The 25,262-nt window shown below is 71.6% G+C and carries 23 protein-coding genes; 13 read left to right on the forward strand and 10 right to left on the reverse strand.

Features of this window, described 5'->3' with window-relative positions; genetic code table 11:
- Positions 1-50 precede the first annotated feature (50 nt).
- Positions 51-626, reverse strand: coding sequence for a glycine zipper 2TM domain-containing protein (locus PHZ_RS07420; RefSeq protein ID WP_041373317.1), 576 nt, complete (start codon positions 624-626; stop codon positions 51-53).
- A gap of 157 nt (positions 627-783) precedes the next feature.
- Here PHZ_RS07420 and PHZ_RS07425 point away from each other — a divergent pair, with 157 nt between their 5' ends.
- Together PHZ_RS07425 and PHZ_RS07430 are read left to right on the forward strand one after the other, a co-directional pair.
- The gene (locus tag PHZ_RS07425; RefSeq protein ID WP_083770852.1) at positions 784-2,064 is read left to right on the forward strand and encodes a class I SAM-dependent RNA methyltransferase; all 1,281 of its coding nucleotides are present in this window, start codon (positions 784-786) and stop codon (positions 2,062-2,064) included.
- A gap of 20 nt (positions 2,065-2,084) precedes the next feature.
- A complete protein-coding gene (locus PHZ_RS07430) occupies positions 2,085-3,095 on the forward strand; it encodes an LLM class flavin-dependent oxidoreductase (RefSeq protein ID WP_041373318.1) in 1,011 nt (336 codons plus the stop codon).
- Here PHZ_RS07430 and PHZ_RS07435 read toward each other — a convergent pair.
- A complete protein-coding gene (locus tag PHZ_RS07435; protein ID WP_012521908.1) occupies positions 3,092-3,937 on the reverse strand; it encodes a class I SAM-dependent methyltransferase in 846 nt (281 codons plus the stop codon). The two genes, PHZ_RS07430 and PHZ_RS07435, sit on opposite strands and share 4 nt — an antisense overlap.
- Positions 3,938-4,015: 78 nt before the next feature.
- Between PHZ_RS07435 and PHZ_RS07440 the strand changes: the two genes are divergently transcribed.
- Positions 4,016-4,453: a helix-turn-helix domain-containing protein gene (locus PHZ_RS07440; protein WP_012521909.1), complete on the forward strand. Its 438-nt coding sequence runs from the start codon at positions 4,016-4,018 to the stop codon at positions 4,451-4,453.
- Here the strand turns inward: PHZ_RS07440 and PHZ_RS07445 are convergent.
- Positions 4,450-5,529, reverse strand: coding sequence for a PA0069 family radical SAM protein (locus tag PHZ_RS07445; protein ID WP_012521910.1), 1,080 nt, complete (start codon positions 5,527-5,529; stop codon positions 4,450-4,452). The two genes, PHZ_RS07440 and PHZ_RS07445, sit on opposite strands and share 4 nt — an antisense overlap.
- A gap of 78 nt (positions 5,530-5,607) precedes the next feature.
- Here PHZ_RS07445 and PHZ_RS07450 point away from each other — a divergent pair, with 78 nt between their 5' ends.
- A complete protein-coding gene (locus PHZ_RS07450) occupies positions 5,608-6,051 on the forward strand; it encodes a hypothetical protein (protein ID WP_041373319.1) in 444 nt (147 codons plus the stop codon).
- Here PHZ_RS07450 and PHZ_RS07455 read toward each other — a convergent pair.
- The 3 genes from PHZ_RS07455 to PHZ_RS07465 all read right to left on the reverse strand — a co-directional run bounded on the left by PHZ_RS07455 (position 5,959) and on the right by PHZ_RS07465 (position 9,076).
- Complete coding sequence (locus PHZ_RS07455; RefSeq protein ID WP_012521912.1) at positions 5,959-7,566, reverse strand: lytic transglycosylase domain-containing protein; 1,608 nt, start codon at positions 7,564-7,566, stop codon at positions 5,959-5,961. The two genes, PHZ_RS07450 and PHZ_RS07455, sit on opposite strands and share 93 nt — an antisense overlap.
- A 76-nt stretch (positions 7,567-7,642) precedes the next feature.
- Positions 7,643-8,467 carry a uracil-DNA glycosylase gene (locus PHZ_RS07460; protein WP_012521913.1) on the reverse strand — a complete coding sequence of 275 codons (825 nt, stop codon included), beginning with the start codon at positions 8,465-8,467 and terminating at the stop codon, positions 7,643-7,645.
- Between the two features lie 57 nt (positions 8,468-8,524).
- Positions 8,525-9,076 (reverse strand): hypothetical protein, encoded by a 552-nt coding sequence (locus PHZ_RS07465; RefSeq protein WP_012521914.1) that lies wholly within the window; start codon positions 9,074-9,076, stop codon positions 8,525-8,527.
- A 163-nt stretch (positions 9,077-9,239) separates the two neighbouring features.
- On the opposite strand from PHZ_RS07465, the gene PHZ_RS07470 reads away from it, so the two are divergent.
- Genes PHZ_RS07470 through PHZ_RS07480 form a run of 3 tightly spaced genes read left to right on the forward strand, consistent with a single transcriptional unit; the run spans position 9,240 to position 13,537 of the window.
- The gene (locus tag PHZ_RS07470) at positions 9,240-10,910 is read left to right on the forward strand and encodes an electron transfer flavoprotein-ubiquinone oxidoreductase (protein WP_012521915.1); all 1,671 of its coding nucleotides are present in this window, start codon (positions 9,240-9,242) and stop codon (positions 10,908-10,910) included.
- Positions 10,911-10,956: 46 nt separating this feature from the next.
- On the forward strand, positions 10,957-12,648 hold the full coding sequence (locus PHZ_RS07475; protein ID WP_012521916.1) for a tetratricopeptide repeat protein: 1,692 nt from the start codon (positions 10,957-10,959) through the stop codon (positions 12,646-12,648).
- Position 12,649: 1 nt separating this feature from the next.
- A complete protein-coding gene (locus PHZ_RS07480; RefSeq protein ID WP_041373320.1) occupies positions 12,650-13,537 on the forward strand; it encodes a 4-(cytidine 5'-diphospho)-2-C-methyl-D-erythritol kinase in 888 nt (295 codons plus the stop codon).
- A gap of 87 nt (positions 13,538-13,624) precedes the next feature.
- Here PHZ_RS07480 and PHZ_RS07485 read toward each other — a convergent pair whose 3' ends face one another.
- On the reverse strand, positions 13,625-15,043 hold the full coding sequence (locus tag PHZ_RS07485) for an ammonium transporter (RefSeq protein WP_041373321.1): 1,419 nt from the start codon (positions 15,041-15,043) through the stop codon (positions 13,625-13,627).
- 22 nt (positions 15,044-15,065) lie between these two features.
- The gene (locus tag PHZ_RS07490) at positions 15,066-15,404 is read right to left on the reverse strand and encodes a P-II family nitrogen regulator (protein WP_012521919.1); all 339 of its coding nucleotides are present in this window, start codon (positions 15,402-15,404) and stop codon (positions 15,066-15,068) included.
- A 406-nt stretch (positions 15,405-15,810) separates the two neighbouring features.
- Here PHZ_RS07490 and PHZ_RS07495 point away from each other — a divergent pair, with 406 nt between their 5' ends.
- The 6 genes from PHZ_RS07495 to PHZ_RS23040 all read left to right on the forward strand — a co-directional run bounded on the left by PHZ_RS07495 (position 15,811) and on the right by PHZ_RS23040 (position 22,896).
- A complete protein-coding gene (locus PHZ_RS07495) occupies positions 15,811-16,446 on the forward strand; it encodes a fasciclin domain-containing protein (protein ID WP_012521920.1) in 636 nt (211 codons plus the stop codon).
- A gap of 67 nt (positions 16,447-16,513) precedes the next feature.
- Positions 16,514-16,936 carry a hypothetical protein gene (locus PHZ_RS22630; protein ID WP_012521921.1) on the forward strand — a complete coding sequence of 141 codons (423 nt, stop codon included), beginning with the start codon at positions 16,514-16,516 and terminating at the stop codon, positions 16,934-16,936.
- A 99-nt stretch (positions 16,937-17,035) separates the two neighbouring features.
- Positions 17,036-17,920 (forward strand): glycine--tRNA ligase subunit alpha, encoded by an 885-nt coding sequence (locus tag PHZ_RS07505; protein ID WP_012521922.1) that lies wholly within the window; start codon positions 17,036-17,038, stop codon positions 17,918-17,920.
- 4 nt (positions 17,921-17,924) lie between these two features.
- Positions 17,925-19,934: a glycine--tRNA ligase subunit beta gene (gene glyS, locus PHZ_RS07510; RefSeq protein WP_012521923.1), complete on the forward strand. Its 2,010-nt coding sequence runs from the start codon at positions 17,925-17,927 to the stop codon at positions 19,932-19,934.
- Positions 19,935-19,975: 41 nt separating this feature from the next.
- Positions 19,976-22,669 (forward strand): pyruvate, phosphate dikinase, encoded by a 2,694-nt coding sequence (gene ppdK / locus PHZ_RS07515; RefSeq protein ID WP_041373322.1) that lies wholly within the window; start codon positions 19,976-19,978, stop codon positions 22,667-22,669.
- A gap of 77 nt (positions 22,670-22,746) precedes the next feature.
- Positions 22,747-22,896 (forward strand): hypothetical protein, encoded by a 150-nt coding sequence (locus PHZ_RS23040; RefSeq protein WP_187149106.1) that lies wholly within the window; start codon positions 22,747-22,749, stop codon positions 22,894-22,896.
- A 12-nt stretch (positions 22,897-22,908) separates the two neighbouring features.
- On the opposite strand, the gene PHZ_RS07520 is transcribed toward PHZ_RS23040, so the two are convergent.
- Together PHZ_RS07520 and PHZ_RS07525 are read right to left on the reverse strand one after the other, a co-directional pair.
- Positions 22,909-23,502 (reverse strand): exopolysaccharide biosynthesis protein, encoded by a 594-nt coding sequence (locus PHZ_RS07520; RefSeq protein ID WP_012521925.1) that lies wholly within the window; start codon positions 23,500-23,502, stop codon positions 22,909-22,911.
- Positions 23,503-23,533: 31 nt separating this feature from the next.
- A complete protein-coding gene (locus PHZ_RS07525) occupies positions 23,534-25,255 on the reverse strand; it encodes an N-acyl-D-amino-acid deacylase family protein (protein ID WP_012521926.1) in 1,722 nt (573 codons plus the stop codon).
- Between the last annotated feature and the right edge of the window lie 7 nt (positions 25,256-25,262).

Below are 25,262 nucleotides of genomic sequence, written 5' to 3' on the forward strand. Positions count from 1 at the left end.
GCCGCCTGCCGGGGAGCAGGCGGCCCACGGGTACGCTTGGGGTTACTGAACTAGTCGACGACGGCGTAGCGGCCGGAGGCGTCGCGGCAGACGCGCACGAAGCGGGTCTGGGTGCGGCCGTCGGGCATGTAGATCGGGCTCTCGGCCAGGGTGCAGCCGTCGGCGTCGGCGCCGCGGTCGGCCAGGCGGTAGCGGTCGCCCCGCCGGTCGTAGGCGTAGTCGTCGCGGTCGGCGTAGTCGTCCCGGCTGTAGTAGCGCTCGTCGCTCGGCGGATAGTAGGCCGCGCCGGACGACGGGGGAGGCGGCGGCGGGGGCGGCGGCAGCGAGGTGCAGGCCGCGCTCGAATTGCCGACCCCGGCGCCGATGGCGGCCCCGGCCAGGCCGCCCAGCAGCGAGCCCTCGGTGCGGGCGTTGCGGGCGGCGGCGTTAGAACCGATCACCGCGCCGATGGTCCCGCCCAGCAGGGCGCCCACGGTGCCGCGGTTGGTCTTCTCTCGCTTGCAGGCGTCGTACTGATAGCCGCCGCTGCCCATGCCGTAGTAGCCGTAGGGCTGGGCCTGGGCGGCCGCGCCGGCGCCCAGCGCCACGAGCCCGGCCAGCGCGGCGATGGTGACACGCTTGGACATTGTGATCCCCTCTCTCGAATCTCGCGCGAAGGGCCTCTGGCCCCCGTCACGCCGCAAGCTGCGCTGCGCAAGCTGAACGGATGTTGAGAAACTCGTTCATCTTCGTTCATCTGGGCTTAAGTGCGGCGCCCGTCCAAGGAGCCCCCAAGGGAGACTCATGAGACCGCGTCCGCGCCGCCCCAACCCCAAACCGCCGTCCGGCCCGCCGGTGGAGCTTGCCATCGAGACCATGGGCGGGGAGGGCGACGGCGTGGCCGCCGGGCCTATCTTCGTGCCGTTCACCCTGCCGGGCGAGCGCGTCCGGGTGCAGGGCCGGGGCGACCGCCGGGAACTGCTGGAGGTGCTGGCGGCCAGCCGCGAACGGGTCGAGCCGCCGTGCCCGCACTTCTTCGCCTGCGGCGGCTGCGCGCTGCAGCACTGGGCGCAGGCGCCGTACCTCGCCTGGAAGGCCGACCGGCTGCGCACGACCCTGGCGCGCCAGCACATCGAGACGCAGATCCTGACGCCCTACGCCACGGGACCGGGCACGCGCCGCCGCGTGACCCTGCACGCCCGCCGCGGGAGCCGGGATGCCGCCCGCCTCGGCTACAAGGCGCGCAAGTCCTGGGACCTGGTGGACATCGCCGTCTGCCCGATCTCCGAGCCCGCCATCCAGGCCGCCATTCCGGCGCTGAAGCGGCTCGCCGCGCCCCTGTTCGAGCATCCCAAGTCGGCCCCGTCGCTGCACGTGACGCTCAGCGACACCGGGCTCGACATCGACATCACCGGCGTCGAGGCCAAGAGCGGCGGCCTTTCGGGCGACGCCAGGATGCAGCTCGCCGAGCGGGCCGCCGAGGCCGACTTCGCCCGCGTCACCCTGGCCGGGGAGGTCGCCTACATGGCCCGCAGCCCCCAGGTCCGCCTGGGCCCGGCGGTCGTCAGCCTGCCGCCCGGCGCCTTCCTGCAGGCGACCCGCGACGCCGAGGCGGCCATGGCCGAGTTCGTCGCCGGCGCGGCGGCCGGCGCTTCGCGCATCGCCGACCTCTACTGCGGGGTGGGCACGTTCACCTTCCGCCTGGCCGAGGTCGCCCCGGTCCACGCCGCCGACTTCGCAGCCGAGGCCGTTCAGGCGCTCACGGCGGCCCTGGCCGGCGCGCCGGGGCTGAAGGGCGTGACCGCCGAGGCCCGCGACCTCGTCCGGCGTCCCGTCCTGGCCGAGGAGCTCAAGAAGACCGACGTCGCCGTCTTCGACCCGCCCCGCGCCGGGGCGGCCGAGCAGACCGCCGAGCTCGCCCGCTCGCAGGTGGCGCGGGTGATCGGCGTCTCCTGCAACCCGGCCACCTTCGCCCGCGATGCGCGGACCCTGATCGACGCCGGCTTCAGGCTGGAGCGGGTCCTGCCGGTGGACCAGTTCCTCTGGTCCCCGCACATAGAACTTGTGGGGGTGTTCCAGCGGTGAGCGGGGCCCATATTGGCGGCATGGTTCCCCTTTCCGTCCTCGACCTCTCGCCGATCCTGGAAGGCTCGGACGCCGCCCAGTCGTTCCGCAACAGCCTGGACCTGGCCCGCCACGCCGAGCGCCTGGGCTATCGCCGCTTCTGGCTCGCCGAGCACCACAACATGCCGGGCGTCGCCTCGGCCGCGACCGCGGTGGTCATCGGCCACGTGGCCGCCGGCACCAGCACCATCCGGGTAGGGGCGGGCGGCATCATGCTGCCCAACCATGCGCCGCTGGTGATCGCCGAACAGTTCGGCACCCTGGCCAGCCTGTTCCCCGGCCGCATCGACCTGGGCGTCGGCCGCGCGCCGGGCACCGACCAGATGACCGCCCGGGCCCTGCGGCGCACCCTCGTGGGCGACGTCGACCGCTTCCCGCAGGACGTGGTCGAGCTGATGGCCTACTTCCAGCCGGCCCAGCCGAACCAGGCGGTCCGCGCCGTGCCGGGCGCGGGCCTCGACGTGCCGGTGTGGATGCTGGGGTCCAGCACCTTCGGCGCGGAACTGGCCGCGATCCTGGGGCTGCCCTACGCCTTCGCCTCGCATTTCGCCCCGGCCATGATGGAGCAGGCGATCGCCGTCTACCGGGCGAACTTCCGCCCCTCCGAGCGGCTGGAGAAGCCCTACCTGATGCTCGGCCTGAACGTCGTGGCCGCCGAGACCGACGCCGAGGCGCGGCGGCTGTTCACTTCGCTGCAGCAGGCTTTCCTGAACCTGCGGACGGGGCGGCCCACGCCCCTGCCGCCGCCCGTGGACGACATGGACCAGCGGCTGGCCGCCTCGGGCATCTCGCCGGCAGAGCAGGGCGCGCTCGCCAAGGCCGTGGTCGGCGGGCCCGAGACCGTGCGGAACGGCCTGCGCGACTTCGTGGCCGCCCACCGGCCCGACGAGATCATCGTCACGGCCCAGATCTACGATCACGCCGCCCGCGTCCGCTCGTTCGAGATCGCGGCCGAGGCGGCGAGGGCGCTCGCGACGCAGCCGGCGCTCTAGGCCCGCGCTGTCACCAGCCAGCAGGCGGCCGTGAAGCGGGCCTCTCCATCCTCGATGAAGGGCGCATAGGCCGTCTGCAACGCTTCGACGATCCGCGCACGGTCCGCCTCGGGCAGCTCTCGCATCGCCGCGCCTACCGGGCCCATGCGGGCGACGTAGGTCTTCAGGTCCGCCTCGGCGACCGAGGCGGGCACGTCGATGGGCCGCACCTCCACCCCGGTCCACCCGCTGGCCTCGAGGATGCGCCGGACGCGCTCGCCGTCCGCGAACCCGAACTGGCCCGGCGCGCCCGGCTCGGGCGTCGGCAGGGGCGGCAGGAACGGCGCAGCAGCGCGCATGGCCGTGGTCATGAACGGGTTCTCGGCGGGACTGCGCCAGGCCACGAAGGCGAGCTTGCCGCCGGACCGCACGCCGCGCCGGATGTTGGCGAAGGCGGCCTCCGGGTCCTCGAAGAACATCACCCCGAACCGCGACATCACTGCGTCGAACCCCGCCTCGTCGAAGGCGTAGGTCTGGGCGTCGGCCTGCACGAAGGCGGCGTTCTCCAGGCGCTCGGCCCTCGCGCGTTCGGCTGCGGCGGCGACCAGGGGCCCCGAGATGTCGACGCCCAGCGCCAGGCCGCCCGGACCCAGCCTTCGGGCCATGGCCAGGGTGGTCGCCCCCGCGCCGCAGCCGATGTCGGTGACGCGCCCGCCAGCGCCCGGGAAGGCCTCGTCCACGACGATGCTGGCGAAGGGCGCGAGCATCCGGTCCAGCACGGACTGCAGCTCGACCCACGTGCGGCCGTTGGCCTCGTTCCACAGGACGGCCTGGTCCCGGTTCGGGGCGGCGGTTGCTGACATTGGGAGGCTCCTTCGGCTTGCCCTCGAGGGTTCGTGCGGCGCAGTGTGCAAGTTCAAGCTGACTTGAGGTCAACCCCCATGGCCGAACTGGACATCGCAGAGGTGGCGCGGCGGTCGGGCGTGCCCGCCTCGACCCTGCGGTTCTACGAGGAGAAGGGGCTGATCGCCTCGGTGGGCCGGCGGGGCCTGCGCAGGCTGTTCGAGCCCTCGGTGCTGGAGCGGCTGTCGCTGATCGCCCTCGGCCGGGCGGCGGGGTTCTCGCTGGACGAGATCGTGGAGATGTTCGCGCCGGACGGGAGCCCCCGCATCGACCGCGCGCGCCTGACCGCCAAGGCCGAGGCGCTGGACGACGTCATCCGCCGGCTGACCGCCATGCGTGAGGGCCTGCGCCACGCCGCCGCCTGCCCGGCGCCCAGTCCGATGGAGTGCCCGCACTTCCTGCGGATCGTGCGGATGGCGGGCGAGGGGCGGCTGGGTCCGCCGCCCCGCCGCACCTTCGTGGCCGAGGCGCTCTAGGCGCCGAACAGGTCGATCTGGTCGCCGGCCTTCGGCGGAACCCGGAACCGGAAGACGTCCAGTTCGCCCCAGCGCTGGGTGAGGCCGTAGCGCTTCTGAGCCGCCTTGAAGCGGGCGTTCATCAGCTCGCCGATCGGGCCTTCGCCGCGCATCCGCTTGCCCCACTGGGCGTCGTAGTCCTTGCCCCCGCGCATCTGGCGGACCAGCGACATGACCTTGCGCGCACGGTCGGGATGGTCGGTCTCCAGCCACTCGCGGAACAGGTCCTTGATCTCCAGCGGCAGGCGCAGCGCGACATAGCCGGCCCCGCTGGCTCCCGCCTCGGCGGCGCGCTCCAGCACCGCCTCCATCTCATGGTCGTTCAGCCCCGGAATGCAGGGGGCGAACATCACCGTCACCGGCACGCCCGCGCCGGTCAGCCGGCGGATCGCCTCGATGCGCTTGTCGGGCGCGGCGGCGCGCGGCTCCATCGAGCGTGACAGCCGCCGGTCGAGGCTGGTCACCGAGATCGCCACGCGGGTCAGGTTCCGCGCCGCCATCGAGGCCAGCAGGTCTAGGTCGCGCAGGATCAGCGCCGACTTGGTGATGATCGAGAAGGGATGGTTGAAGCGGTCCAGCACCTCGATCACCTGGCGGGTGATCCGCAGCCGCCGTTCCTGCGGCTGGTAGGGGTCGGTGTTGCCGCCGATGTGGATGAACTCGGGCCGGTAGCGCGGCTTCGACAGCTCGGCCTCGAGCAGGCGCGCCGCCTCGGGCTTGAAGAACAGCTTGGATTCGAAGTCGAGGCCGGGCGAGAGGCCCATGTAGGCGTGCGCCGGCCGGGCGTAGCAGTAGATGCAGCCGTGCTCGCACCCCCGGTAGGGATTGATCGAGGCCGAGAAGCCGACGTCCGGGCTGTCGTTGCGGGTGATGATGACCTTGGCGGTCTCGGCGGTCAGCTCGGTGGCGAGCTGCGCCGGCTCGGCGTCCTCGGCGGTCCAGCCGTCGTCGAACGCCTCGCGGACCTGGCTCTCGTAGCGGCCGGTGGCGTTGGAGCGGGCGCCGCGCCCGCGGATCTGCTGAGTGAAGGTGGTCACCGCCTCCTTCTAGTGTTTCGCGGGGAACAAAACAAGAACCACATTGACGGCGCGGGGTTCCGCGGCGCTTGTCCGGCCATGCTTTCCGTGATCGTCGATGCGCGGCAGGACCCCGACGCCCTGCCGGCCCTGCTGGCCCAGCTCACCCGTGGCGCCGTCGAGGGGCTGGTGCGGGAGGTGTTCATCGTGGCCCCGCACTCCGAGACGATCGTCGCCCTCTGCGAGGACATGGGGGCCGAGGCGGCCGACGGGATCGAGCCGGCGCTCGCCTGGGCGAAGTCCGACCTCGTCCTGGTCCTGCCGGCGGCCCTGCGGCTGCGCGACGGCTGGGTCGAGGCGCTGGGCGCGCACGTCGCGGCGGGCGGGCCGGGGGCGGTGGTCGTGGGACTGGTCCGCGGCGGCCTGTTCAGCTCCGCGCCGTTCGGGGTGCTAGTCGAGCGCGCCCGCGTAGTCAGCCTTCAGGAGCCCGACCTGGATCGTCTTCGCCGTAAGCTCGGGCTGCGGCCCCCGCGCATCGGGTAGGTCGAGCCGCGCGTCGATCGTCCGGGCGCCCGAGGCGAGGGCGTCGAGGGACCGCGCCTCCTCGCCGAACATGCGCTTGTAGGTCCAGTAGGCGGCCAGCACCTTCTCGACGTAGGCGCGGGTTTCCTGGGCCGGCAGCGACTCGATCAGCAGCAGGGGATCGTCGTCGCCCGCGTTGGCGGCGGCCTTCATCACCGCACCCGGCCCGCCGTTATACGCCGCCACCGTCCGCAGCAGGTCGTAGCCGACGCCGCGTTCCATCAGCCAGGTGAGGTAGTCCTGCCCGACCCGCAGGTTGAATGCCGGGTCGAAGAGCGGGCTGGCGTCCTTCTTCAGCTTGTCGTCCCCGGCGGCCCGGGCGGCCGTCTCGGGCATCAGCTGCATCAGGCCGATAGCGCCCGCCGGCGAGACGGCCTGCGGATTGAACCGGCTCTCCTGCCAGACCAGGGCGTAGACCAGGGCCCGGTCGACGGTGAAACCCCATTTCGGCTCCAGCGCCGGCACGGGATAGTCGCTGCCGAGGATCCGATAGCCCGGCGTCGGCTTCTCGGCCGCAGCCCGGCCCAGGCGCAGGTCGGCCGCAAGCCGGTTCCAGGCGCGGCGCTCGTCGGGGGCGGCGGCGGCGAGGCCGGCGCGGATCTCCTGGCGGGCCTCCTCGAACCGGCCGATCTGGACGAGCGCGGCGGCGCGGTGGGCCCGCGGCTGCGAGGCCAGCAGGTGCGCGGGATCGGCCTTCGGCGCCGGCGGCGGCGCGCGATAGCTGGCCAGCACGATCTGGCCGGTCGGCGCCTGCGCCTGGACGAGCTGCACCCGCCGCTCGGCGATCATGCCGTAGAAGGTCTCCGGCGCCTGCGCCGCGAGCCGCAGGAAGGTCTGGGCCGTCACCGCATCGCCCAGGGCCTCCGCCGACCTGGCGGCCCAGAAAGCCGCGGCCGAGCGCAGCCAGGAATCCTCGTCCTCGTCGCGAGCAAGGTCGGCGAAGTGGACCTCGGCCTCGGGAAAGTTCTTCAGCCGATAGGCCGAAAGGCCCGCGATCCAGCGCTCGCCGGCAGCCGCGGCCAGCAGGAAGGCCTTCTGCGGCTCGCCGGAATAGTAGGCCTCGCGCGCCTTGCGGGCCGACTCGGCGTTGGGGTCGGGGCCGACGTCCGGCGCAGGCGGGGCCTCGGCGCCGCTGGGCTTGCGCTTGGCGGCGAGCGAAAAGACGCGGTCGGCCAGCGGCAGGTCCCGGAACTTCGACAGCCAGCCGGACAGCTCCTCGAAGCTGGCCTTGTGCGCGGTCGGGTGCATCAGCTGGCGGAAGGACAGGTAGCCCAGCAGGGAATTGTCCTTGATCCCCGCGGCGGCGATCTGAGCGCCCACGAAGTCGCCCTGGTCGGCGGCGGCGAAGGCGGCGGCGTAGGCCCGCGCGTCGCGGTCCGAGAGCGGCCTCGGCGATTCGGCCGCGGCGGCGCCTGCGGAGGCTGCAAGGATCGAGAGGGCGGCGGCCCCCATGCACAGGCGCTTTATGGGCGTCATGCCAACTCCGCCGCGGGGACGGCCGTCTTCTGCAGCCTGCCCGCGGGACCCTTATCCCGAGACCGAAGCAGCCACGCTAGGCAGGGCGGTCGGGACGATCAAGCCTTTCGGCCAAGGTCAAAAGGTCGCTCCAGGCGCGCTTCTTGGCGCCGGGCTGGCGAAGCAGGAAGGCCGGGTGCAGCGTCGGCATGGCCGGCAGCTCCAGGGCGCCGTCGCTGGATCGCCACTCGAACCAGCGGCCCCGCAGCGAGAGGATGCCCTCGTCCTTCTTCAGCAGGCTCTTGGCCGAGGCCCCGCCCACCAGCAGCAGCATGCGGGGCTGGGTCAGGGCGATCGCCCGCTCGAGGAACGGAGCGCAGATCAACTGTTCGTGGGGCGAGGGGGTCCGGTTGCCCGGCGGCCGCCAGAAGACGGTGTTGGTGATCAGAGCCCGGCCGGTCAGGCCGGCGGCGCCCAGCATCCGGTCGAGCAGCTTCCCGGCGCGTCCGACGAACGGCAGCCCCTGGGAGTCCTCCTCGGCGCCGGGACCCTCGCCGATTACCATCAGCGGCGCCGACGGCTCGCCGCGCCAGCACACCGCCTTGCTGGCGGCGCCCTCGAACCGCAGCGGGCAACCCTCGAACGCCGCGATGGCCGCGGCCAGGGCGTCCATGTCCTGGGCCTGCGCGGCCAGCGCCTGGGCCTGGGCGATCGCCGCCGAGACGTCGGGCTGCGGCGAGGCGACCGGCCCGGGCCGCACGGCCGGCGCGACAAGCGGGGGGGCGGGCTTCGGCGGCAGGATCTTGCCGGCCTCGATGCGGTCGAACGGCTCGTCCAGCAGCATGCCGTCGACGCCCGCCTCGGCCCAGAAGGCGAGCAGGCTTTCGGCGATCAGCGCGTCTGATGGGGCGGCCGGAGGCATCGGTTCCTTTTCACCGGGTCGGAGCCGGTTGTCAGCCCCGGTTGGCGTCGCCGGGCCCTACTTTCCCGCCGTCAGGTCGAACTCCAGCCGGAAATGCCGTCCCGGCCGGTTCAGCTCGTAGGCGAAGGTCCGGCCGGGCTCGATCTCCATCGACCAGACGTTGGCCATCGAGGCTGGTATGCCCTCGCGCTGGAACAGCTCGCGCGAGAAGGCGTCGGCGGGAAAGTCCTGCCGGCGCGCCGTTCCCGCGGCCGTCGTCGTCCCCCCGTACCGGCTGACCGTGTCCTCGGAGCCGTCGGCGTGGCGGTGGTCGTGCTTCAGGGTCAGGCCTTCGGGCGCGCGGGTGACGACCCAGGTGCGGGAGCGGTCCTCGCCCACCTGCACAGGCATGCGGACCGTGTCGGCGGTGCAGTCTCGGACCCGCAGGGTCACCGGCGCGCGGAAGGCCGTATCGGCGGGATCGTCCGAGGCCATGCGGCCGGTATAGCTCTTGCCGCACATGGCCTTCAGGGCCGCGAAGAAGGCGTCGTGGGGCTCGGCGGCGCCGGCGGGAGCGGTCAGGCCGAGCCCGAGGACGGCGGCGGCGAGGGCGTAGCAAACAGGTCTCATGCGGCCAGCTTAGCCGCGCGGGGGCGCAAAACCCTAGCGCTGGAGCGGGCTTGGCGCTTGACCACCCTTGGGTGACATCCCGATAAGACGCCGCGATACAAGGCGGCGGACAGGCGGGCGAGGGGACCCGGCCGCGCCGCGAGGGGATGAGGAGCCAGGCGCCATGAGCGAAGACGTCGAACGCGAGGCCATGGAGTACGACGTCGTCATCGTGGGCGCCGGGCCGTCGGGCCTGGCCGCCGCGATCCGGCTCAAGCAACTCGCCGCCGAGGCGGGGACGGACGTTTCCGTCGCGGTGCTGGAGAAGGGCTCGGAAGTCGGCGCCCACATCCTGTCGGGCGCGGTGATCGACCCCAAGGGGATCTCCGAGCTGCTGCCGAACTGGAAGGAGCTGGGCGCGCCGCTCGAGACTCCGGTGACCAAGGACCAGTTCATCCTGCTGGGGCCGCAGGGCAGCCTGGACCTGCCGATGTGGGCGATGCCGCCCTTCATGAACAACCACGGCAACTACATCGCCAGCCTGGGGAACGTCTGCCGCTGGCTCGCCCAGCAGGCGGAGGGCCTGGGCGTCGAGGTCTACCCCGGCATGGCCGCCTCCGAGCCGGTGTTCGGCCCGAACGGCGAGCTGAGGGGCGTGGTGGCCGGCGTGTTCGGCGTGACCAAGGACGGCCCCGGTCCCGACTACCAGCCCGGCGTCGAGGTGCTGGGCAAGTACGTCTTCATCGGCGAGGGCGTCCGCGGCTCGCTCGCCAAGGTGCTGAAGGCGAAGTACGGCCTCTGCAAGGACGCCGATCCCGAGAAGTACGGCATCGGCATCAAGGAGCTGTGGCAGGTTCCCGACGAGGTGTTCAAGCCGGGCCTGGCGGTCCACACCACGGGCTGGCCGCTCGACAACCGCACCGGCGGCGGCAGCTTCATGTACCACTTCGGGGACAACTACATCGCCCTCGGCTACGTGGTGCACCTCAACTACAAGAACCCCTGGCTCTCGCCCTTCGACGAGTTCCAGCGCTGGAAGCACCATCCGGAAGTGGCCAAGCACCTGGCCGGCGGCAAGCGCATCGCCTATGGCGCGCGCGCCATCAGCGAGGGCGGCCTGCAGTCGATCCCGAAGCTCTACTTCCCGGGCGGCGTGCTGCTGGGCGATTCCGCCGGCTTCGTGAACGTCCCCCGCATCAAGGGCAGCCACAACGCCATGAAGAGCGGGATGATGGCCGCCGAGGCCGCGTTCGCCGCCCTCCAGGCCGGCCGCTCGGGTGACGAGCTCGCCGAGTACAAGCAGGCCTTCGACAGCTCCTGGGTGAAGAAGGAGCTGAACATCGTCCGCAACGCCAAGCCGATGCTGTCGAAGTTCGGCACCGCCATGGGCGGGGCGGTCGGCATGTTCGACATGTGGACCACCCACCTGCTGGGCGGCTTCTCGTTCTTCGGCACCCTGCGCCACGACAAGGGCGATCCGGAGTCCACGGGCCTGGCCAAGGACTACCAGCCGATCGTCTATCCGAAGCCGGACGGCGTCCTGTCGTTCGACAAGCTGTCGTCGGTCTTCCTGTCGAACACCAACCACGACGAGAGCCAGCCGGCGCACCTGAAGCTGCGCGATCCCTCGGTGCCGATCGACGTGAACCTGCCGAAGTTCGGCGAGCCGGCGCGGCTTTACTGCCCGGCGGGGGTCTACGAGGTGCTGTACGACGAGGCGGGCCAGAACCCGAAGTTCCAGATCAACTTCCAGAACTGCGTCCACTGCAAGACCTGCGACATCAAGGATCCGTCGCAGAACATCGACTGGACCACGCCCCAGGGCGGGGACGGGCCGAATTACCCCAACATGTGACGCCGCCGCTCTTGCGGCCCCGGTCGGGAGCCCCCAAGCTCCCGACATGCGTCATCGCCTTCTCGCCTTCGCCGCCCCGCTGGTGCTCCTCGGGGCCTGCGCGACCACGCCGCCTGCCGACGACCTGCCGGGCGTGCCCACCGCGGCGGCCGACACGGCCTACGGCATGTTCCTGGCGGGCAACGCCGCGCTGAACGAGGGGCGCAGCGACGAGGCCGCCCGGTTCCTGGAGATGGCCCGCGCCCGCAGCGGCGACGAAGCCGCGGTGGCCGAGCGGGCGTTCACCGCCGCCCTGCTGGCCGGTGACATCGACAAGGCCGCCGAGCTCGCCCCCGACGGGCCCGCCGCCTCCGAGCCCGCCAGGCGCATGGGCCGGCTGGTGCAGGCCGTCGAGGCCATCGCCGACGGCAAGGGCCGGCTGGCCTACGAACAGCTTTCCGGCGAGGCCATCGGCTTCCCGCACCGCGGCGCGGCGGCGCTGCTGGCGCCCTGGGCCGCCGCCCAGGCGGGCGACGTCGAGGCCTCCCTGGTCCGCCCGCAGGTGCGGGGCGACCTCAGCGTCGACTTCTTCGGCCAGCTCGGCCAGGCCTATCTCTTCGAGCGCGCCCGCCGCTTCGACGAGGCCGAGACCGACTTCAAGGCTGTGACCGCCGGGGAGACGCCGTCCGAGCTGACGGTGCTGGCCTATGGCGGCTTCCTCGAGCGCCGCGGCCGCCGGGCCGAGGCGGTGAAGCTGTACGACGCGGCGCTTCAGCGGACCCCCGGCAGCCTGCAGCTCCAGGCGGCGCGCGAGCGGGCGGCCGCCGGCCGGTCCGCCCCCGCGGCCCCGACGGTGAAGGAAGGCGCGGCTCTCGCGATGCTGGCGCCGGCGGCGACCATGATCGCGGCGCGTCAAGGCCAGATCGGCCTCGCCTACCTGCGGCTGGCGCTGCGCCTCGATCCCGGCCGGAACGACGCCTGGTTGATGGTCGGCGACTTCCTGCAGAGCGGCGGCGACGTCGAGGGCGCCCGCGCCGCCTATGCCCGGCCCAAGCCCGGGTCCCCGGAGTACGGCGCGGCCCAGGCCAAGCTCGCCTGGAGCTATCAGAGCGAGGACCGGACGGAGACGGCGCTGAAACTCGCCCGGGCGGCCGCCGCGACGGGCGATCCCGACGCGCGCCTCACCCTGTCGGACCTCCTGCGGGCCAACGGCGAATACGCCGAATCCGTCCAGTTGCTGGGCGAGCTGATCGCGGAGTCCGCCACGCCGGACTGGCGCCTCTACTACGCCCGCGGCGCGGCCCTGGCGCAGATGGACCGCTGGAAGGACGCCGAGGCCGACCTGCAGGCGGCGCTCAAGCTGCGGCCGGACGAGCCCGAGCTGCTGAACTTCCTGGGTTATTCCTGGATCGATCGCGGCGAGCGGCTCGAGGAGGCCATGGCGATGGTCGAGAAGGCGGTCGCCTCCAACCCGCGCTCGGGGGCGATGATCGACAGCCTGGGGTGGGCCCACTACCGGATGGGCGACTACAAGGCCGCCGTCGAGAAGCTGGAGCAGGCCGTCGAGCTCGAGGCCGGCGATCCCGAGATCAACAACCACCTCGGCGACGCCTACTGGATGGCGGGGCGCAAGGACGAGGCGGTCTTCCAATGGCGGCGCGTCCTGACGCTGAAGCCGGACGCCAAGATCCAGGCCGACGCCGAGGCCAAGCTGGCCTCGGGCCTTGGGCCGCAGGCGCCGAAGCTCGCCGGACAGTAGGGTGCCCGCCGTCTTCGCGCCGGCCAAGGTCAACCTCTTCCTGCACGTGGGCGCGCCGGAGCCCTCGGGCTACCACCCGATCTGCAGCCTGATGACGTTCGCCGACGTGGGCGACCGGGTCAGCGCGGCCGGGGCCGACGCCCTGGATCTCGTGGTGGACGGGCCGTTCGCCCGCGAGCTGGCGGGGGAGGGCGACAACCTCGTCCTGCGCGCCGCTCGCGCGCTGATCGCCGAGGCGCGCCGGCCGGTTCCACCGATCGCGCTGCGCCTGGAGAAGCGCCTGCCGGTGGCCAGCGGCCTGGGCGGCGGCTCCAGCGACGCCGGCGCGGCCTTGCGGCTGATGCGCGAGGCGCTGGCGCTCGACGTTTCCGACGCGCGGCTGGAAGCCGTGGCAGCTAGCCTCGGGGCGGACGGCGCCGCCTGCCTCTGGGGACGTCCCGCACTCGCCCAGGGGCGGGGCGAGCGTCTTTCGCCCGCGCCGGCCATGCCGGTCCTCGACGCGGTGCTGGTCAATCCGGGCGCGCCCGTCTCCACTGCCGACGTCTACCGGCGCTTCGACGCGGCCGGCGCCTTCGGGTCCGTGGAGCCGCCCGCAGCGCCCGAAGCGTTCGAGAGTCCCCAGGAGGTCGCCGCCTGGCTGGCCGGCCAGCGCAACGATCTGGAGGCCCCGGCGCTCGCCGTCGCACCGGCGGTCGGCGCGGCGCTGGAGACCCTGCGCGCCGAGCCCGAGACCCTGCTGGCGCGCGTGTCCGGCTCGGGCGGCACCTGCTTCGCCCTGTGCGCCGGCGACATCGAGGCCGAGAGCCTGGCCGAGCGGCTGCAGGCCCTGGCGCCGGACTGGTGGGTCGTCCGCTGCCGGCTCGGCGGCCCCTCGCCGGACGCGGCCTGACCGCCCAAACGGAAGCGGGGGCCCCGAAGGACCCCCGCGCCACCCCGAAGACGCCGCCGCGAGGCGACGCCTCTCCCCCGGAGCGGATCAGGTCTCGTGCAGTGCTTCGCCGTGCTGCGAGATGTCGAGACCGTCGACCTCCGCCTCCTCGCTGACGCGCAGGCCCAGCGTGAACTTGAGGATCATCAGGATCACGAAGGTGGCCACGGCGCACCAGACGACGGTGCCGATGATGCCGAAGAACTGCGCGCCGAGGCTGGCGTTCGCCGCCGCGTCGCCGCCGATGGCGGCGTCGGCCAGCAGGCCCGTCAGCAGGGCGCCGGCGATGCCCGCGACCCCGTGGACGCCGAAGACATCGAGGCTGTCGTCGTACTTGAGGGCCCGCTTGATCCAGACCGCGCCGGCGTAGGCCGCGGCGCCGCCGACGAGGCCGATGATCAGCGCGCCCTGCGGGTTCACGAAGCCCGCGGCCGGCGTGATGGCCACGAGGCCCGCCACCGCCCCCGAGGCCAGGCCCAGCATGCCGGGCTTCTTACGCTCGACCCACTCGATGATCATCCAGGCCACCGCCGCGGCCGCCGTGGCGACCTGGGTGTTCAGCATGGCCACCGCCGCAAGGCCGTTGGCGGCCACGGCCGAGCCGGCGTTGAAGCCGAACCAGCCGACCCACAGGAGGCTGGCGCCGATCATGGTCAGCACGAGGTTGTGCGGCGCCATGTTGTCGGTCCCGTAGCCCTTGCGCTTGCCGAGGACGAGCGCGCAGACGAGGCCCGCGACGCCGGCGTTGATGTGCACCACCGTGCCGCCGGCGAAGTCGAGGACGCCGTGCTCGGACATGAAGCCGCCGCCCCACACCCAGTGGCAGACCGGCGCGTAGACCACCAGCGACCACAGGATCATGAACAGCAGCATGGCCGAGAACTTCATCCGCTCGGCGAACGCGCCGACGATCAGGGCGGGCGTGATGATCGCGAAGGTCATCTGGAAGACGACGAACAGGTACTGCGGAATGCTGCCCGACACGTCGTCGATGCCGATGCCGTTCAGCATGGCCGCGCCGAACCCGCCGACATAGGCGTTGAGATCCGCCGACGGGTTCTCGGAGAAGGCGAGGGAATAGCCCAGCACCATCCAGACGACGCTGATCACCGCGGTGATCGCGAAGCACTGGGCGACCGTGGCGATCACGTTCTTGCGCCGGACCATGCCGCCGTAGAACAGCGCCAGGCCTGGAACGGTCATGGCCAGCACCAGCGCGGTGGAGGTCAGCAGCCAGGCGGTGTCGCCGCTGTCGGCGGTGGGGGTCTCCTCGGCTGCCGCGGCGGCCTCGGTCGGCTCCGCGGCCGGGGGCGGCGCGGCCGCTTCAGGCGCGGGCGCAGCCGTGGCCGGCGCCTCGGCGGCGGCCGGCGCGGTCTCCTGCGCGAAGGCGGGCGCGGCCAGGGGCGCTCCCGTGATCAGGGCGGCGAGCGCGAGCCCGGCCAGCCTATTGAATCCCAGCAATTTCATGAGTGTCTGTCCCCTTGTCCCCTTAGAGCGCCGCGGCGCCGGTCTCGCCCGTCCGGATGCGCACGGCCTCCGCGACGTCGAGGACGAAGATCTTCCCGTCGCCGATCTTGCCGGTGGCGGCCGCGGCCTTGATGGCCTCGACGGCCTTGCCCGCCGCCGCGTCGTCGACGACGGCCTCGAGCTTCACCTTCGGCAGGAAATTGATCTGGTACTCGGCGCCCCGATAGATCTCGGTCTGCCCCTTCTGACGGCCGTAGCCTTTGACTTCCGAGACCGTCAGCCCCTCCACGCCGGCGGCGACGAGCGCTTCGCGCACGTCGTCCAGCTTGAAGGGTTTGACGATCGCCATGATGAGTTTCATCCGTCGCTCCCGCGTCCGACCCTGAGGGCGGGCCCACCCCTCTCGTTGTTCGAAACCGCCGCTGACTTGACCCATCCCCTGGGCGGCGGTCGGACCGACGCTATGTCGCAGGCGGGGCAGGGCAGGCGGATCGGGGGCCGCGGGGGGCGAAGAAGGCGGAATGCGCCTTCGCCTTGGGCGCCTCGCCCCATCGGCGCCCGATTTCTGTGCAGGAATCGCAGCCGGGTCGCGTCCGCCGCGGCCTTGACACGGCGCCCGTCACGCGGATTTTTCGTCCCGCGCCACGGCGCCCTACAAGAAGCCGTGAGGCGGGGAAACCCGTCACACCCCCGTGCGTAGACTGCGCCGATACGCCCCGGGGCGCCGGTGCGGCGCCGCACGTCCAATGCAAAGACGAGGTTTCTCGATGACGTCCAACAGCCTGCTTTCCGCCGCCGCCGCGCTCGCCCTGGTCACGGGCCTTTCCGCCCCCGCCTTCGCGCAGGACGCCGCGCCGGCCCAGAGCGAGGCCGCCGCCCCCGCCGCTGCGGCTCCGGCGTCGGACGCCGCCGCCGTCCAGGTCACCCCCGCCGGCGACCTGGTCGAGACGCTGAAGGCCTCGGGCAAGTTCACCACCTTCATCCAGGGCCTCGACGCCACGAACCTGACCGGTCTGCTGAAGACCAACAAGAACCTGACCGTCTTCGCGCCCAGCGACGCGGCGTTCGCGACCCTGCCGGCCGCCGAGCTCGAGAAGCTCAAGACCGACAAGACCGCGATGCAGAAGTTCCTGCTGCACCACGTGATCAACGCCCCGGTCGATTCCTCGAAGATCCAGGGCGCGCGGGGCCCGGTGCCGTCGGGCGCCGGCGACCAGATCCTGCTGGACGGCAGCGACGAGGCCGGCGCGCTGAAGGCCGACGGCGCCACGATCGTCCAGGCGGACGTGCGCACCGGCAGCGGCCTGCTGCACGTGGTCGACAAGCCGCTGACCGCCGGGGCCGGCGACGCCCAGGCCCAGGCGCCGGCCCAAGCTCCGGCCCAGACCTCGGGAACCAACTGAGGGCCAATGCGGTAAAGCTCCTGCAACCCACGGGTGGGGCGGCAGACGTCCAACAGGAGCTAGACCCATGACCCTCAAGATTCTCGCCAGCGCCGTCGCGGCCTCGGCTCTCATGGCCGGCGCCGCGATGGCCCAGTCGACGTCGTCGGCGACGCCGGACCAGCACACCACCACCAGCCCGTCGACGCCCACCAGCGACACGACGGCGACCGGTACGACCACTGGTGCGACGGTGGGCTCGACCAGCACGTCGTCCGACACCAGCTCGTGGTCCTCCACGTCCGGGGCCACGACGTCAGCCGGGGCGACGACCTCGGCGGATGCGTCGACCGGCGCGACGGCCACCTCGGCGACCGCCTACGGCCAGGGCGCCAGCGTCACCACGACGATGGTCACCAACGGCCCGGTGCCGGACACCCCCGAGAACCGGGAAAAGTACGGCGAACCCCTCTCGCGGGCCGGCAAGATGACCGCCGCCCGGGGCAACTGACGCCCGGTGGAATAAGCCGCTTCGGCCGGCTTGAAGCGAAGGTCGGCGGGCCCTATGGTCCGCCGACTTTTTTTGCGCCTGCGAACGGCCCCATTTTCGATGTCTGAAGAGCCGCTTACGTTTCAGGGCCTCGTCCTGAAACTGCACGAGTATTGGAGCCGGCAGGGCTGCATGATCCTGCAGCCCTATGACGTGGAAGTGGGGGCGGGCACGCTCTCGCCCATGACGGTGATCCGCACCCTGGGGCCCAAGCCCTGGAAGGTGGCCTACGTCCAGCCGTCCCGGCGGCCGGCCGACGGCCGCTATGGCGAGAACCCGAACCGGCTGCACCAGCACCATCAGTACCAGGTGATCCTGAAGCCGAACCCGCCCAACCTGCAGGAGCTGTACCTCGGGTCGCTGGAAGCGATCGGCATCGACCCGCTGCTGCACGACATCCGCTTCGTCGAGGACGACTGGGAGAACCCCACCGTCGGCGCCTGGGGCCTCGGCTGGGAGGTCTGGTGCGACGGGATGGAGATCACCCAGTACACCTATTTCCAGCAGGTGGGCGGACTGGACGTCTTCCCGGTGGCCGGCGAGCTGACCTACGGCCTCGAGCGCCTGTCCCTGTACCTGCAGAACAAGGACAGCGTGTACGACCTGAAGTTCAACGACGAGTTCAGCTACGGCGACGTCTACCTCGCCAACGAGCAGCAGTTCTCGGCGTTCGAGCAGGAGGTCGCCGATGTCGAAACCTGCAAGCGCCAGTTCGAGGACATGGAGCGCGAGGTCCGGCGGATCGTGGCCTCGAAGGGCCGGCAGGGCCAGGCCCTGGTGCTGCCGGCCTACGACCACGTGCTGAAGGCCAGCCACCTGTTCAACATCATGGACGCCCGCGGCGCCATCGCCGTCGCCGAGCGGCAGAGCTACATCGGCCGCATCCGCGACCTCTGCAAACTGTGCGCCGAGGCCTGGGTCGAGAACGAAGGGGCGAACGCGTAAGGCCATGCCCCAACTCCTGCTCGAACTGCTCTCGGAAGAGATTCCGGCCCGCATGCAGGCGCAGGCCGCGCGCGACCTGGAGCGCCTGGCGCGCGAAAGGCTCGCGGCCGAGGGGCTGCTGCCCGAGGCGCTGAAGACCTTCGCCGGCCCGCGGCGCCTGACGCTGGTGGCCGAGGGGCTGCCGGCCGCCCAGGCCGACCGCCGCGAGGAGCTCAAGGGCCCCAAAGTCGGCGCTCCGGAACAGGCGTTGGAGGGCTTCCTGCGCAAGACCGGGCTGACCCGCGACCAGCTGGTCGAGCGGGACGGCGTGTTCTTCGCGACGATCGAAAAGCCGGGCCGGCCGACGCCGGAGATCGTCGCCGAGATGGTCGAGGCCATCCTGCGGACCTTCCCCTGGCCTAAGTCGATGGTTTCGGGGACCAGCAAGCTGCGCTGGGTGCGCCCGCTGCGGCGCATCCTCTGCGTCTTCGACGGCGAGGTCGTGCCCTTCGAAGTGGACGGGATCGCGAGCGGCGACCTGTCGGAAGGCCACCGCTTCATGAGCGACGGCCAGCCGTTCCTGGTGAAGGATTTCGAGGGCTACGCCGCGGGGCTCTCGCACCGCTCGGTGGTGCTCGACGCCGACGAGCGGAAGGAACGCATCCTCGAGGCGGCCAAGACGCTGTGCTTCGCGCGCAACCTCGAGCTGGTCGAGGACGCCGGCCTGCTGGACGAGGTCGCGGGCCTGGTCGAATGGCCGGTCCCGGTGCTGGGCGACATGGACCCCGCGTTCCTGGACCTGCCGCCCGAGGTGATCCGCACCTCGATGCGGGTGCACCAGCGCTATTTCGCCGTGCGCGACCCGGCCGGCGGCAAGCTCGCGCCGCACTTCCTGACGGTGGCCAACATCGCGGCCCGCGACGGCGGGGCGACCATCGCCAAGGGCAACGCCAAGGTGCTCTCGGCCCGCCTGTCGGACGCGCGGTTCTTCTGGGACGAGGACCGCAAGGTGCGCCTGGAGGACCGGCTGGAGAAGCTGAAGGGCGTCACCTTCCACGCCAAGCTCGGGACCATGTACGAGCGGGTGCAGCGCATCGAGGCTCTGGCCGGCGAGCTGGCCCCGTTCGTGCGCGACGAGCCGGAAACCAGGACCAAGGCCGTGCAGGCCGCGCGGCTGGCCAAGGCCGACCTCGTCTCGGGCGTGGTGGGCGAATTCCCCGAGCTGCAGGGGATCATGGGCGGCTACTACGCCGAGGCCGAGGGGCTGGACCCCGAGGTCGTCGACGCGATCCGCAGCCACTATCGCCCGCAGGGGCCGAACGACGCCGTGCCGGTCAGCTCGGTGGCCGCCACCGTGGCCCTGGCCGACAAGCTGGACACGCTCGTCAGCTTCTTCGGCATCGGCGAGAAGCCGACCGGCTCGCGCGATCCCTTCGCCCTGCGCCGCGCCGCGCTGGGCGTGATCCGCATCGTGCTGGAAACCCGTACCCGCCTGCCGCTGAAGCGGTTCGTCTCGGACGAGGTGCTGGACTTCTTCGCTGACCGCCTGGCCGTCCTGCTGCGCGAGCAGGGCAAGCGGCACGACCTGGTGGCGGCGGTGTTCGCCCTGGGGGACGACGACCTGGTGCGTATCGTGGCCCGGGTCGAGGTCCTCTCGGCCTTCCTGAAGACCGAGGACGGGGCCAACCTGCTGGCCGGCTACAAGCGGGCGGTGAACATCCTGCGGGCCGAGGAGAAGAAGGGCCCGCTGCCCGCCGGCGAGCCCGCGCAGGCGGCCGGGGCGCCGGCGGAGGAAGCTGCGCTGGTGCAGGCCGTGGCCGCCCTGGACGCCCGACTGGGGCCCGCTCTGGAGCGCGAGGACTTCGAAGGCGCCATGACCGAGCTCGCCAAGCTGCGCGGGCCGGTGGACGCGTTCTTCGACAAGGTGCTTGTGAACTCGGACGTTCCGGCGGAACGGGAGAACAGGTTGCGCCTTCTTGCCAAGGTTCGCGACGCCATGGGGCGGGTTGCGGACTTCTCGCAGGTCACAGGTTGATTTCGCCCGCGCTGAGCGGGCCGGGTGGAGGTGAAGAGGCTATGGCCGACACGATGGTGAAGACGCGGTGGGTCTACGCTTTCGGCGGCGGCGGGGCGGACGGCGACGCCTCGATGAAGAACCTGCTGGGCGGCAAGGGGGCGAACCTCGCCGAGATGTCGTCCCTGGGCCTTCCCGTGCCGCCCGGCTTCACCATCACGACCGAGGCGTGCACCTTCTACTACGCCAACGGCAAGAGCTATCCGGCCGAACTGAAGGCGCAGGTCGCCGAGGGGCTGAAGAAGGTCGAGAGCCTGACCGGCAAGACCTTCGGCGACCCGGCCAATCCGCTGCTGGTCTCGGTCCGCTCGGGCGCCCGCGCCTCGATGCCGGGCATGATGGACACGGTGCTGAACCTGGGCCTCAACGACGAGACGGTGGACGGTCTGGCCAAGCTGTCGGGCGACCGCCGCTTCGCCTTCGACAGCTACCGCCGCTTCATCCAGATGTACTCGAACGTGGTCCTGGGCCTCGACCACCACATGTTCGAGGAGATCCTCGACGAGCATAAGGACCGCCTGGACGTGCGGGTGGACACGGCGCTGTCCGCCGAGGACTGGGAGGCGGTCGTCGCCGACTACAAGCGCGCCGTCGAGGGCGAGCGCGGCGAGCCCTTCCCGCAGGATCCCAACGCCCAGCTCTGGGGCGCGATCGGGGCGGTGTTCGCCAGCTGGATGAACGACCGGGCCAAGTTCTACCGCCGCATGCACGACATCCCCGAGAGCTGGGGCACGGCGGTGAACGTCCAGTCGATGGTGTTCGGCAACATGGGCGAGAGCAGCGCCACGGGCGTGGCCTTCACCCGCAATCCGTCCACGGGCGAGAACCGGCTTTACGGCGAGTTCCTGATCAACGCCCAGGGCGAGGACGTGGTGGCCGGCATCCGCACGCCCCAGCCCCTGACCAAGGCCGCCCGCGAGGAGATGGGCGACGTCCAGCCCTCGATGGAAGAGGCGCTGCCCGAGGTCTTCACCCAGTTCAAGGCCGTCGTGGAGAAGCTCGAGAAGCACTACCGCGACATGCAGGACATCGAGTTCACGGTGGAGAAGGGCCGTCTGTACATGCTGCAGACGCGCAACGGGAAGCGGACCGCCAAGGCCGCCCTGAAGATCGCCGTGGACCTGGCCTCCGAGGGACTGATCGGCAAGGAAGAGGCGGTGATGCGGGTCGAGCCGCAGAGCATGGACCAGCTGCTGCATCCGACCATCGACCCGGCGAGCCCGCGCGACGTGATCGCCACGGGCCTGCCGGCCAGCCCCGGCGCGGCGACCGGCAAGGTGGTGTTCACGGCGGAAGAGGCCGAGAAGCTGGGCGGCGCGGGCGAGGCGGTGATCCTCATGCGCGAGGAAACCAGCCCCGAGGACATCCGCGGCATGGACGCCGCGCGCGGCATCGTCACCGCCCGCGGCGGCATGACCAGCCATGCGGCCGTGGTGGCCCGCGGCATGGGCCGCCCGTGCGTCTCGGGCGCCGGCGAGATCCACATCGACATGAAGGCCGGCGAGTTCCGCGCCCGCGGCCGCACCTTCAAGGCCTATGACATCATCACCATCGACGGCTCGACCGGCGAGGTCCTGGCCGGCGCCGTGAAGATGATCGAGCCCGAGCTGTCGGGCGATTTCGCCACCCTGATGGGCTGGGCCGACGCCGTGCGCCGCCTGAAGGTCCGGGCCAACGCCGAGACCGCGCTCGACGCCCAGACCGCCCGCCAGTTCGGCGCCGAGGGCATCGGCCTGTGCCGCACCGAGCACATGTTCTTCGATCCTGCGCGGATCGCCGCCGTGCGCGAGATGATCCTCGCCGACGACGAGGCGGGCCGCCGCGGCGCGCTGGAGAAGATCCTGCCCATGCAGCGGCAGGACTTCGTCGAGCTGTTCAAGATCATGGAGGGCCTGCCGGTCACCATCCGGCTGCTCGACCCGCCGCTGCACGAGTTCCTGCCGCACAGCGAGGAGGACGTGGCCTCGGTCGCCGAGGCGACCGGGCTCGACCCCAAGAAGCTGCTGCGCCGGGCCCAGGAGCTGCACGAGGTGAACCCCATGCTGGGCCACCGCGGCTGCCGCCTGGGGGTGGCCTATCCCGAGATCTACGAGATGCAGGTCCGGGCCATCGTCGAGGCCGCCTGCGAGGTGGTCGCCGAGGGCCGGCCGGCGCCGATTCCCGAGATCATGCACCCGCTGGTCGCCAAGGGCGAGGAGATGAAGTTCCTCCGGGACCTCACCGACCGGACGGCGAAGAAGGTCATCGAGGAAAAGGGCTGCCAGATCGATTACAAGGTCGGCACCATGATCGAGCTGCCGCGGGCGGCCATCCGCGCCGCGGACCTGGCGGAGAACGCCGAGTTCTTCTCGTTCGGCACCAACGACCTGACGCAGACGACCTTCGGCATCAGCCGCGACGATAGCGGCCGGTTCCTCGGCTACTACATCGACAAGGGGATCTTCGAGAAGGACCCCTTCGTCAGCCTGGACACCGAGGGCGTGGGCGACCTGATCCGCATCGCCGCCGAACGCGGCCGCGCGGCTCGTCCCGACGTGAAGCTCGGCATCTGCGGCGAGCACGGGGGCGATCCAGCCTCGATCCAGTTCTGCGAGACCATCGGCCTCGACTACGTGAGCTGCTCGCCGTACCGGGTGCCGATCGCGCGCCTGGCCGCAGCGCAGGCCGCCATCGGCGAGCGCGAGAAAGACCGCTAGCGAACACGCGTCACCGCCGCACCGGAATGGGTAGGGCGCCGCTCGCGAGGGCGCGCGTCCGCCGCTAGATGGCGGCCATGGTTCTTTGGCCCAGCGAGGCGGGCCGCAGCGCGCTGCGCCGGCGTCGGCGCCGCCTCGGCGCCCTCCTCTCGCTCCTGTCCGTCGTCCTGCTCTCGGCGGCGCTGTGGATACTGATTGTGCGCGGACTCATGCGCCTGCTCGGCTGAGCGGAGCGGGTGTCAGAACAGCAGTTGGCGCCCTAGAAGAGAAAGCGTGCCCGCGCTCGCCCCGAAGGCGACCAGGATCAGCAGACCGTCGCGAGCGACGATCCCCAGGCCGAAGGCGGCGATGGCGGTGGCTGGCACGAAGGCCATGAAGGGCAGGAATTCCAGGGGCGGGACGGCGCACGCCACCAGAATGCAGACACCGGCCACGACGCGGTCCGCCAGGCGGCCGGTCAGGAAGGTCAGGCGGGGCCGGACGACACGGTCCACGAACCGGGCGGGCTTGCGGGCGATCTTCACGGTCTTCTCCAGCTTGTCCGCGCCGACCGACAGATCCAGCAGCCGGCGGGGCAGCCACAGCGTCGAGCGGCCGAACAGCAGTTGGCCGGCGATCAGGATGGTGATCAGCGCCAGCACCGTGGGGGCGCCCGGCACGGCCGAGACCGGGGTCATTCCCAGCAGCCCCGCCACGAGCAGTAGCGGCCCGAACGAGCGCTCGCCGACGGCGCAGTAGACCTCGCGCACCGAGACCTTGTCGCCACAGCGCTTCGCGACGCCGCTCAGTTCATCCAGCAGGTCTTCGAGGTCCTGGGGGGTCTCTTCGGCCATGGGGGGTTCAACGCGCGAAGTCCCCTGGCGGTCACCACGTCCAGTCCGACGCCTTGGCGCGGCAGCCGCCGTCGGGCCATCCCGTCCAGCCGCGGCCCCGGACCACGCGGCCGGGGCGGGCCGCCGTGGCCTCGCCGTCGGCGAGGGCGAGTTCGCCGTTGACGACCACGTGGCTGACGCCGGTGGAGAACTGCTGCGGCTTCTCGAAGGTGGCGTGGTCCTGCACCTTGGCGGGGTCGAACACCACCACGTCGGCGTACCAGCCGGGCTCGAGCCGGCCGCGCTCGCGAAGGCCGAGGTTGTGTGCGGGCAGGGCGGAGAGCTTGCGCACCGCCTCGGACAGGCTCAGCCGCTTCTCGTCGCGGACGTACTTGGCCAGCAGCCGCGAGAAGTTGCCGTAGGCGCGCGGGTGGGTGGAGGACAGCAGGAACGGCCCCTCCGGCGCGCGGGCCTCGGCGTCCGAGCCGAAGCTCATCCAGGGCAGGGCGGTCTGGCGGGCGACGTTCTCCTCGCTCATCAGGAAGTAGACGACCTGCACCCGGCTGCCGTCCTCGATGACGAGGTCCATGGCGGCGTCCTGCGGGCTGACCCCGCGGTCCTTGGCGACTTCGGCGAGGGTCTTGCCGGTGAGGTGCTTCAGCTTCGGGTTCTTGAAGCCGACCAGCAGCGTCCCCTCAGGCCCCGCATGGCGCATCAGGTTCTCGAAGCCGCCGTTGTCGGACAGCATCTCGGCTTTCACCCGAGCGCGGGTGGCTGGGTCCTGCAGGCGGCCGATCCACTGCTCGACGCCGCCCGCCTGCACCCAGGTGGGCATGGCCGCGTCCAGGCCGGTGGAGCCGGCGGGATAGGTGTACATGTCGGCGGTGATCCGCAGGCCCGAGGCGCGGGCCGCCTCGATGCGGGCGATCGCCTCGTCCAGCTTGGGCCAGTTGGACCGGCCGCTGGCCTTCAGGTGGTAGATCTCGGCCGGCGCGCCCGAGCGGCGGGAGATCTCGATCAGCTCGTCGACCGCCTCGATCAGCCGGTTTCCCTCGGACCGCATGTGGCTGACGTAGAAGCCGCCGCAGCGGCCCGCTTCGGTGACCAGGGCCACCAGTTCATCCGTCTCGGCGAAGCTGCCGGGGGCGTAGATCAGCGACGAGCCGACGCCCATGGCGCCGTCCTCCATCGCCTCGACCACGATCTTGCGCATGCGGGCGAGCTGCTCGGGCGTGGGGTCGACGTCGCCTTCGCCGAGGACATTCACCCGCACCGTTTCGGCCCCCACGAACGAGGCGACATTCAGCGAGACCCCGCGGCCCTCCAGGTGGCGCAGGTACTCGTCCAGCGTGGTCCAGGTGATGGGATATCTGATGTCGCCCTGCCGCTGCAGCTCGGCGGCCTTCATCTGGGGCGTCCAGGGCCCCATGGACGAGCCTTCGCCCATGACCTGCAGCGTCACGCCCTGCTTCAGCTCGGAGAGGCCGCGGCCGTCCTGGATCAGGCTCTGGGTCGACCAGGACAGCATGTTGATGAAGCCGGGGGCGACGGCCTGGCCGGCGGCGTCGACCGTCTTCCTGGCCGGACCCGAAGGACAGGTCCCGACGCAGACGATGCGGTCGCCCCGGATTCCCACGTCGCCGCGAAGGGGCGCCGAGCCCGAGCCATCGTAGATTTCGCCGCCGCGGATCAGCAGGTCGTAGCCGGTCGGGGCGGCCGCCCCGGTCGTCACGAACGCGAGCGCCAGGGCCGTGGCGGCGAACAGTCTGCGCATGAAGAAC

Origin of the sequence: Phenylobacterium zucineum HLK1, from assembly GCF_000017265.1 — a bacterium.
Classification (GTDB): Bacteria; Pseudomonadota; Alphaproteobacteria; order Caulobacterales; family Caulobacteraceae; genus Phenylobacterium; species Phenylobacterium zucineum.

What these genes read in the sequence shown, in the direction of transcription:
- PHZ_RS07420 (WP_041373317.1), bottom strand. Translation starts at nt 626, where the DNA reads ATGTCCAAGCGTGTCACCATCGCCGCGCTGGCCGGGCTCGTGGCGCTG.
- PHZ_RS07425 (WP_083770852.1), top strand. Translation starts at nt 784, where the DNA reads ATGAGACCGCGTCCGCGCCGCCCCAACCCCAAACCGCCGTCCGGCCCG.
- PHZ_RS07430 (WP_041373318.1), top strand. Translation starts at nt 2,085, where the DNA reads ATGGTTCCCCTTTCCGTCCTCGACCTCTCGCCGATCCTGGAAGGCTCG.
- PHZ_RS07435 (WP_012521908.1), bottom strand. Translation starts at nt 3,937, where the DNA reads ATGTCAGCAACCGCCGCCCCGAACCGGGACCAGGCCGTCCTGTGGAAC.
- PHZ_RS07440 (WP_012521909.1), top strand. Translation starts at nt 4,016, where the DNA reads ATGGCCGAACTGGACATCGCAGAGGTGGCGCGGCGGTCGGGCGTGCCC.
- PHZ_RS07450 (WP_041373319.1), top strand. Translation starts at nt 5,608, where the DNA reads ATGCTTTCCGTGATCGTCGATGCGCGGCAGGACCCCGACGCCCTGCCG.
- PHZ_RS07455 (WP_012521912.1), bottom strand. Translation starts at nt 7,566, where the DNA reads ATGACGCCCATAAAGCGCCTGTGCATGGGGGCCGCCGCCCTCTCGATC.
- PHZ_RS07460 (WP_012521913.1), bottom strand. Translation starts at nt 8,467, where the DNA reads ATGCCTCCGGCCGCCCCATCAGACGCGCTGATCGCCGAAAGCCTGCTC.
- PHZ_RS07465 (WP_012521914.1), bottom strand. Translation starts at nt 9,076, where the DNA reads ATGAGACCTGTTTGCTACGCCCTCGCCGCCGCCGTCCTCGGGCTCGGC.
- PHZ_RS07470 (WP_012521915.1), top strand. Translation starts at nt 9,240, where the DNA reads ATGAGCGAAGACGTCGAACGCGAGGCCATGGAGTACGACGTCGTCATC.
- PHZ_RS07475 (WP_012521916.1), top strand. Translation starts at nt 10,957, where the DNA reads ATGCGTCATCGCCTTCTCGCCTTCGCCGCCCCGCTGGTGCTCCTCGGG.
- PHZ_RS07485 (WP_041373321.1), bottom strand. Translation starts at nt 15,043, where the DNA reads ATGAAATTGCTGGGATTCAATAGGCTGGCCGGGCTCGCGCTCGCCGCC.
- PHZ_RS07490 (WP_012521919.1), bottom strand. Translation starts at nt 15,404, where the DNA reads ATGAAACTCATCATGGCGATCGTCAAACCCTTCAAGCTGGACGACGTG.
- PHZ_RS07495 (WP_012521920.1), top strand. Translation starts at nt 15,811, where the DNA reads ATGACGTCCAACAGCCTGCTTTCCGCCGCCGCCGCGCTCGCCCTGGTC.
- PHZ_RS22630 (WP_012521921.1), top strand. Translation starts at nt 16,514, where the DNA reads ATGACCCTCAAGATTCTCGCCAGCGCCGTCGCGGCCTCGGCTCTCATG.
- PHZ_RS07505 (WP_012521922.1), top strand. Translation starts at nt 17,036, where the DNA reads ATGTCTGAAGAGCCGCTTACGTTTCAGGGCCTCGTCCTGAAACTGCAC.
- glyS (WP_012521923.1), top strand. Translation starts at nt 17,925, where the DNA reads ATGCCCCAACTCCTGCTCGAACTGCTCTCGGAAGAGATTCCGGCCCGC.
- ppdK (WP_041373322.1), top strand. Translation starts at nt 19,976, where the DNA reads ATGGCCGACACGATGGTGAAGACGCGGTGGGTCTACGCTTTCGGCGGC.
- PHZ_RS23040 (WP_187149106.1), top strand. Translation starts at nt 22,747, where the DNA reads ATGGTTCTTTGGCCCAGCGAGGCGGGCCGCAGCGCGCTGCGCCGGCGT.
- PHZ_RS07520 (WP_012521925.1), bottom strand. Translation starts at nt 23,502, where the DNA reads ATGGCCGAAGAGACCCCCCAGGACCTCGAAGACCTGCTGGATGAACTG.
- PHZ_RS07525 (WP_012521926.1), bottom strand. Translation starts at nt 25,255, where the DNA reads ATGCGCAGACTGTTCGCCGCCACGGCCCTGGCGCTCGCGTTCGTGACG.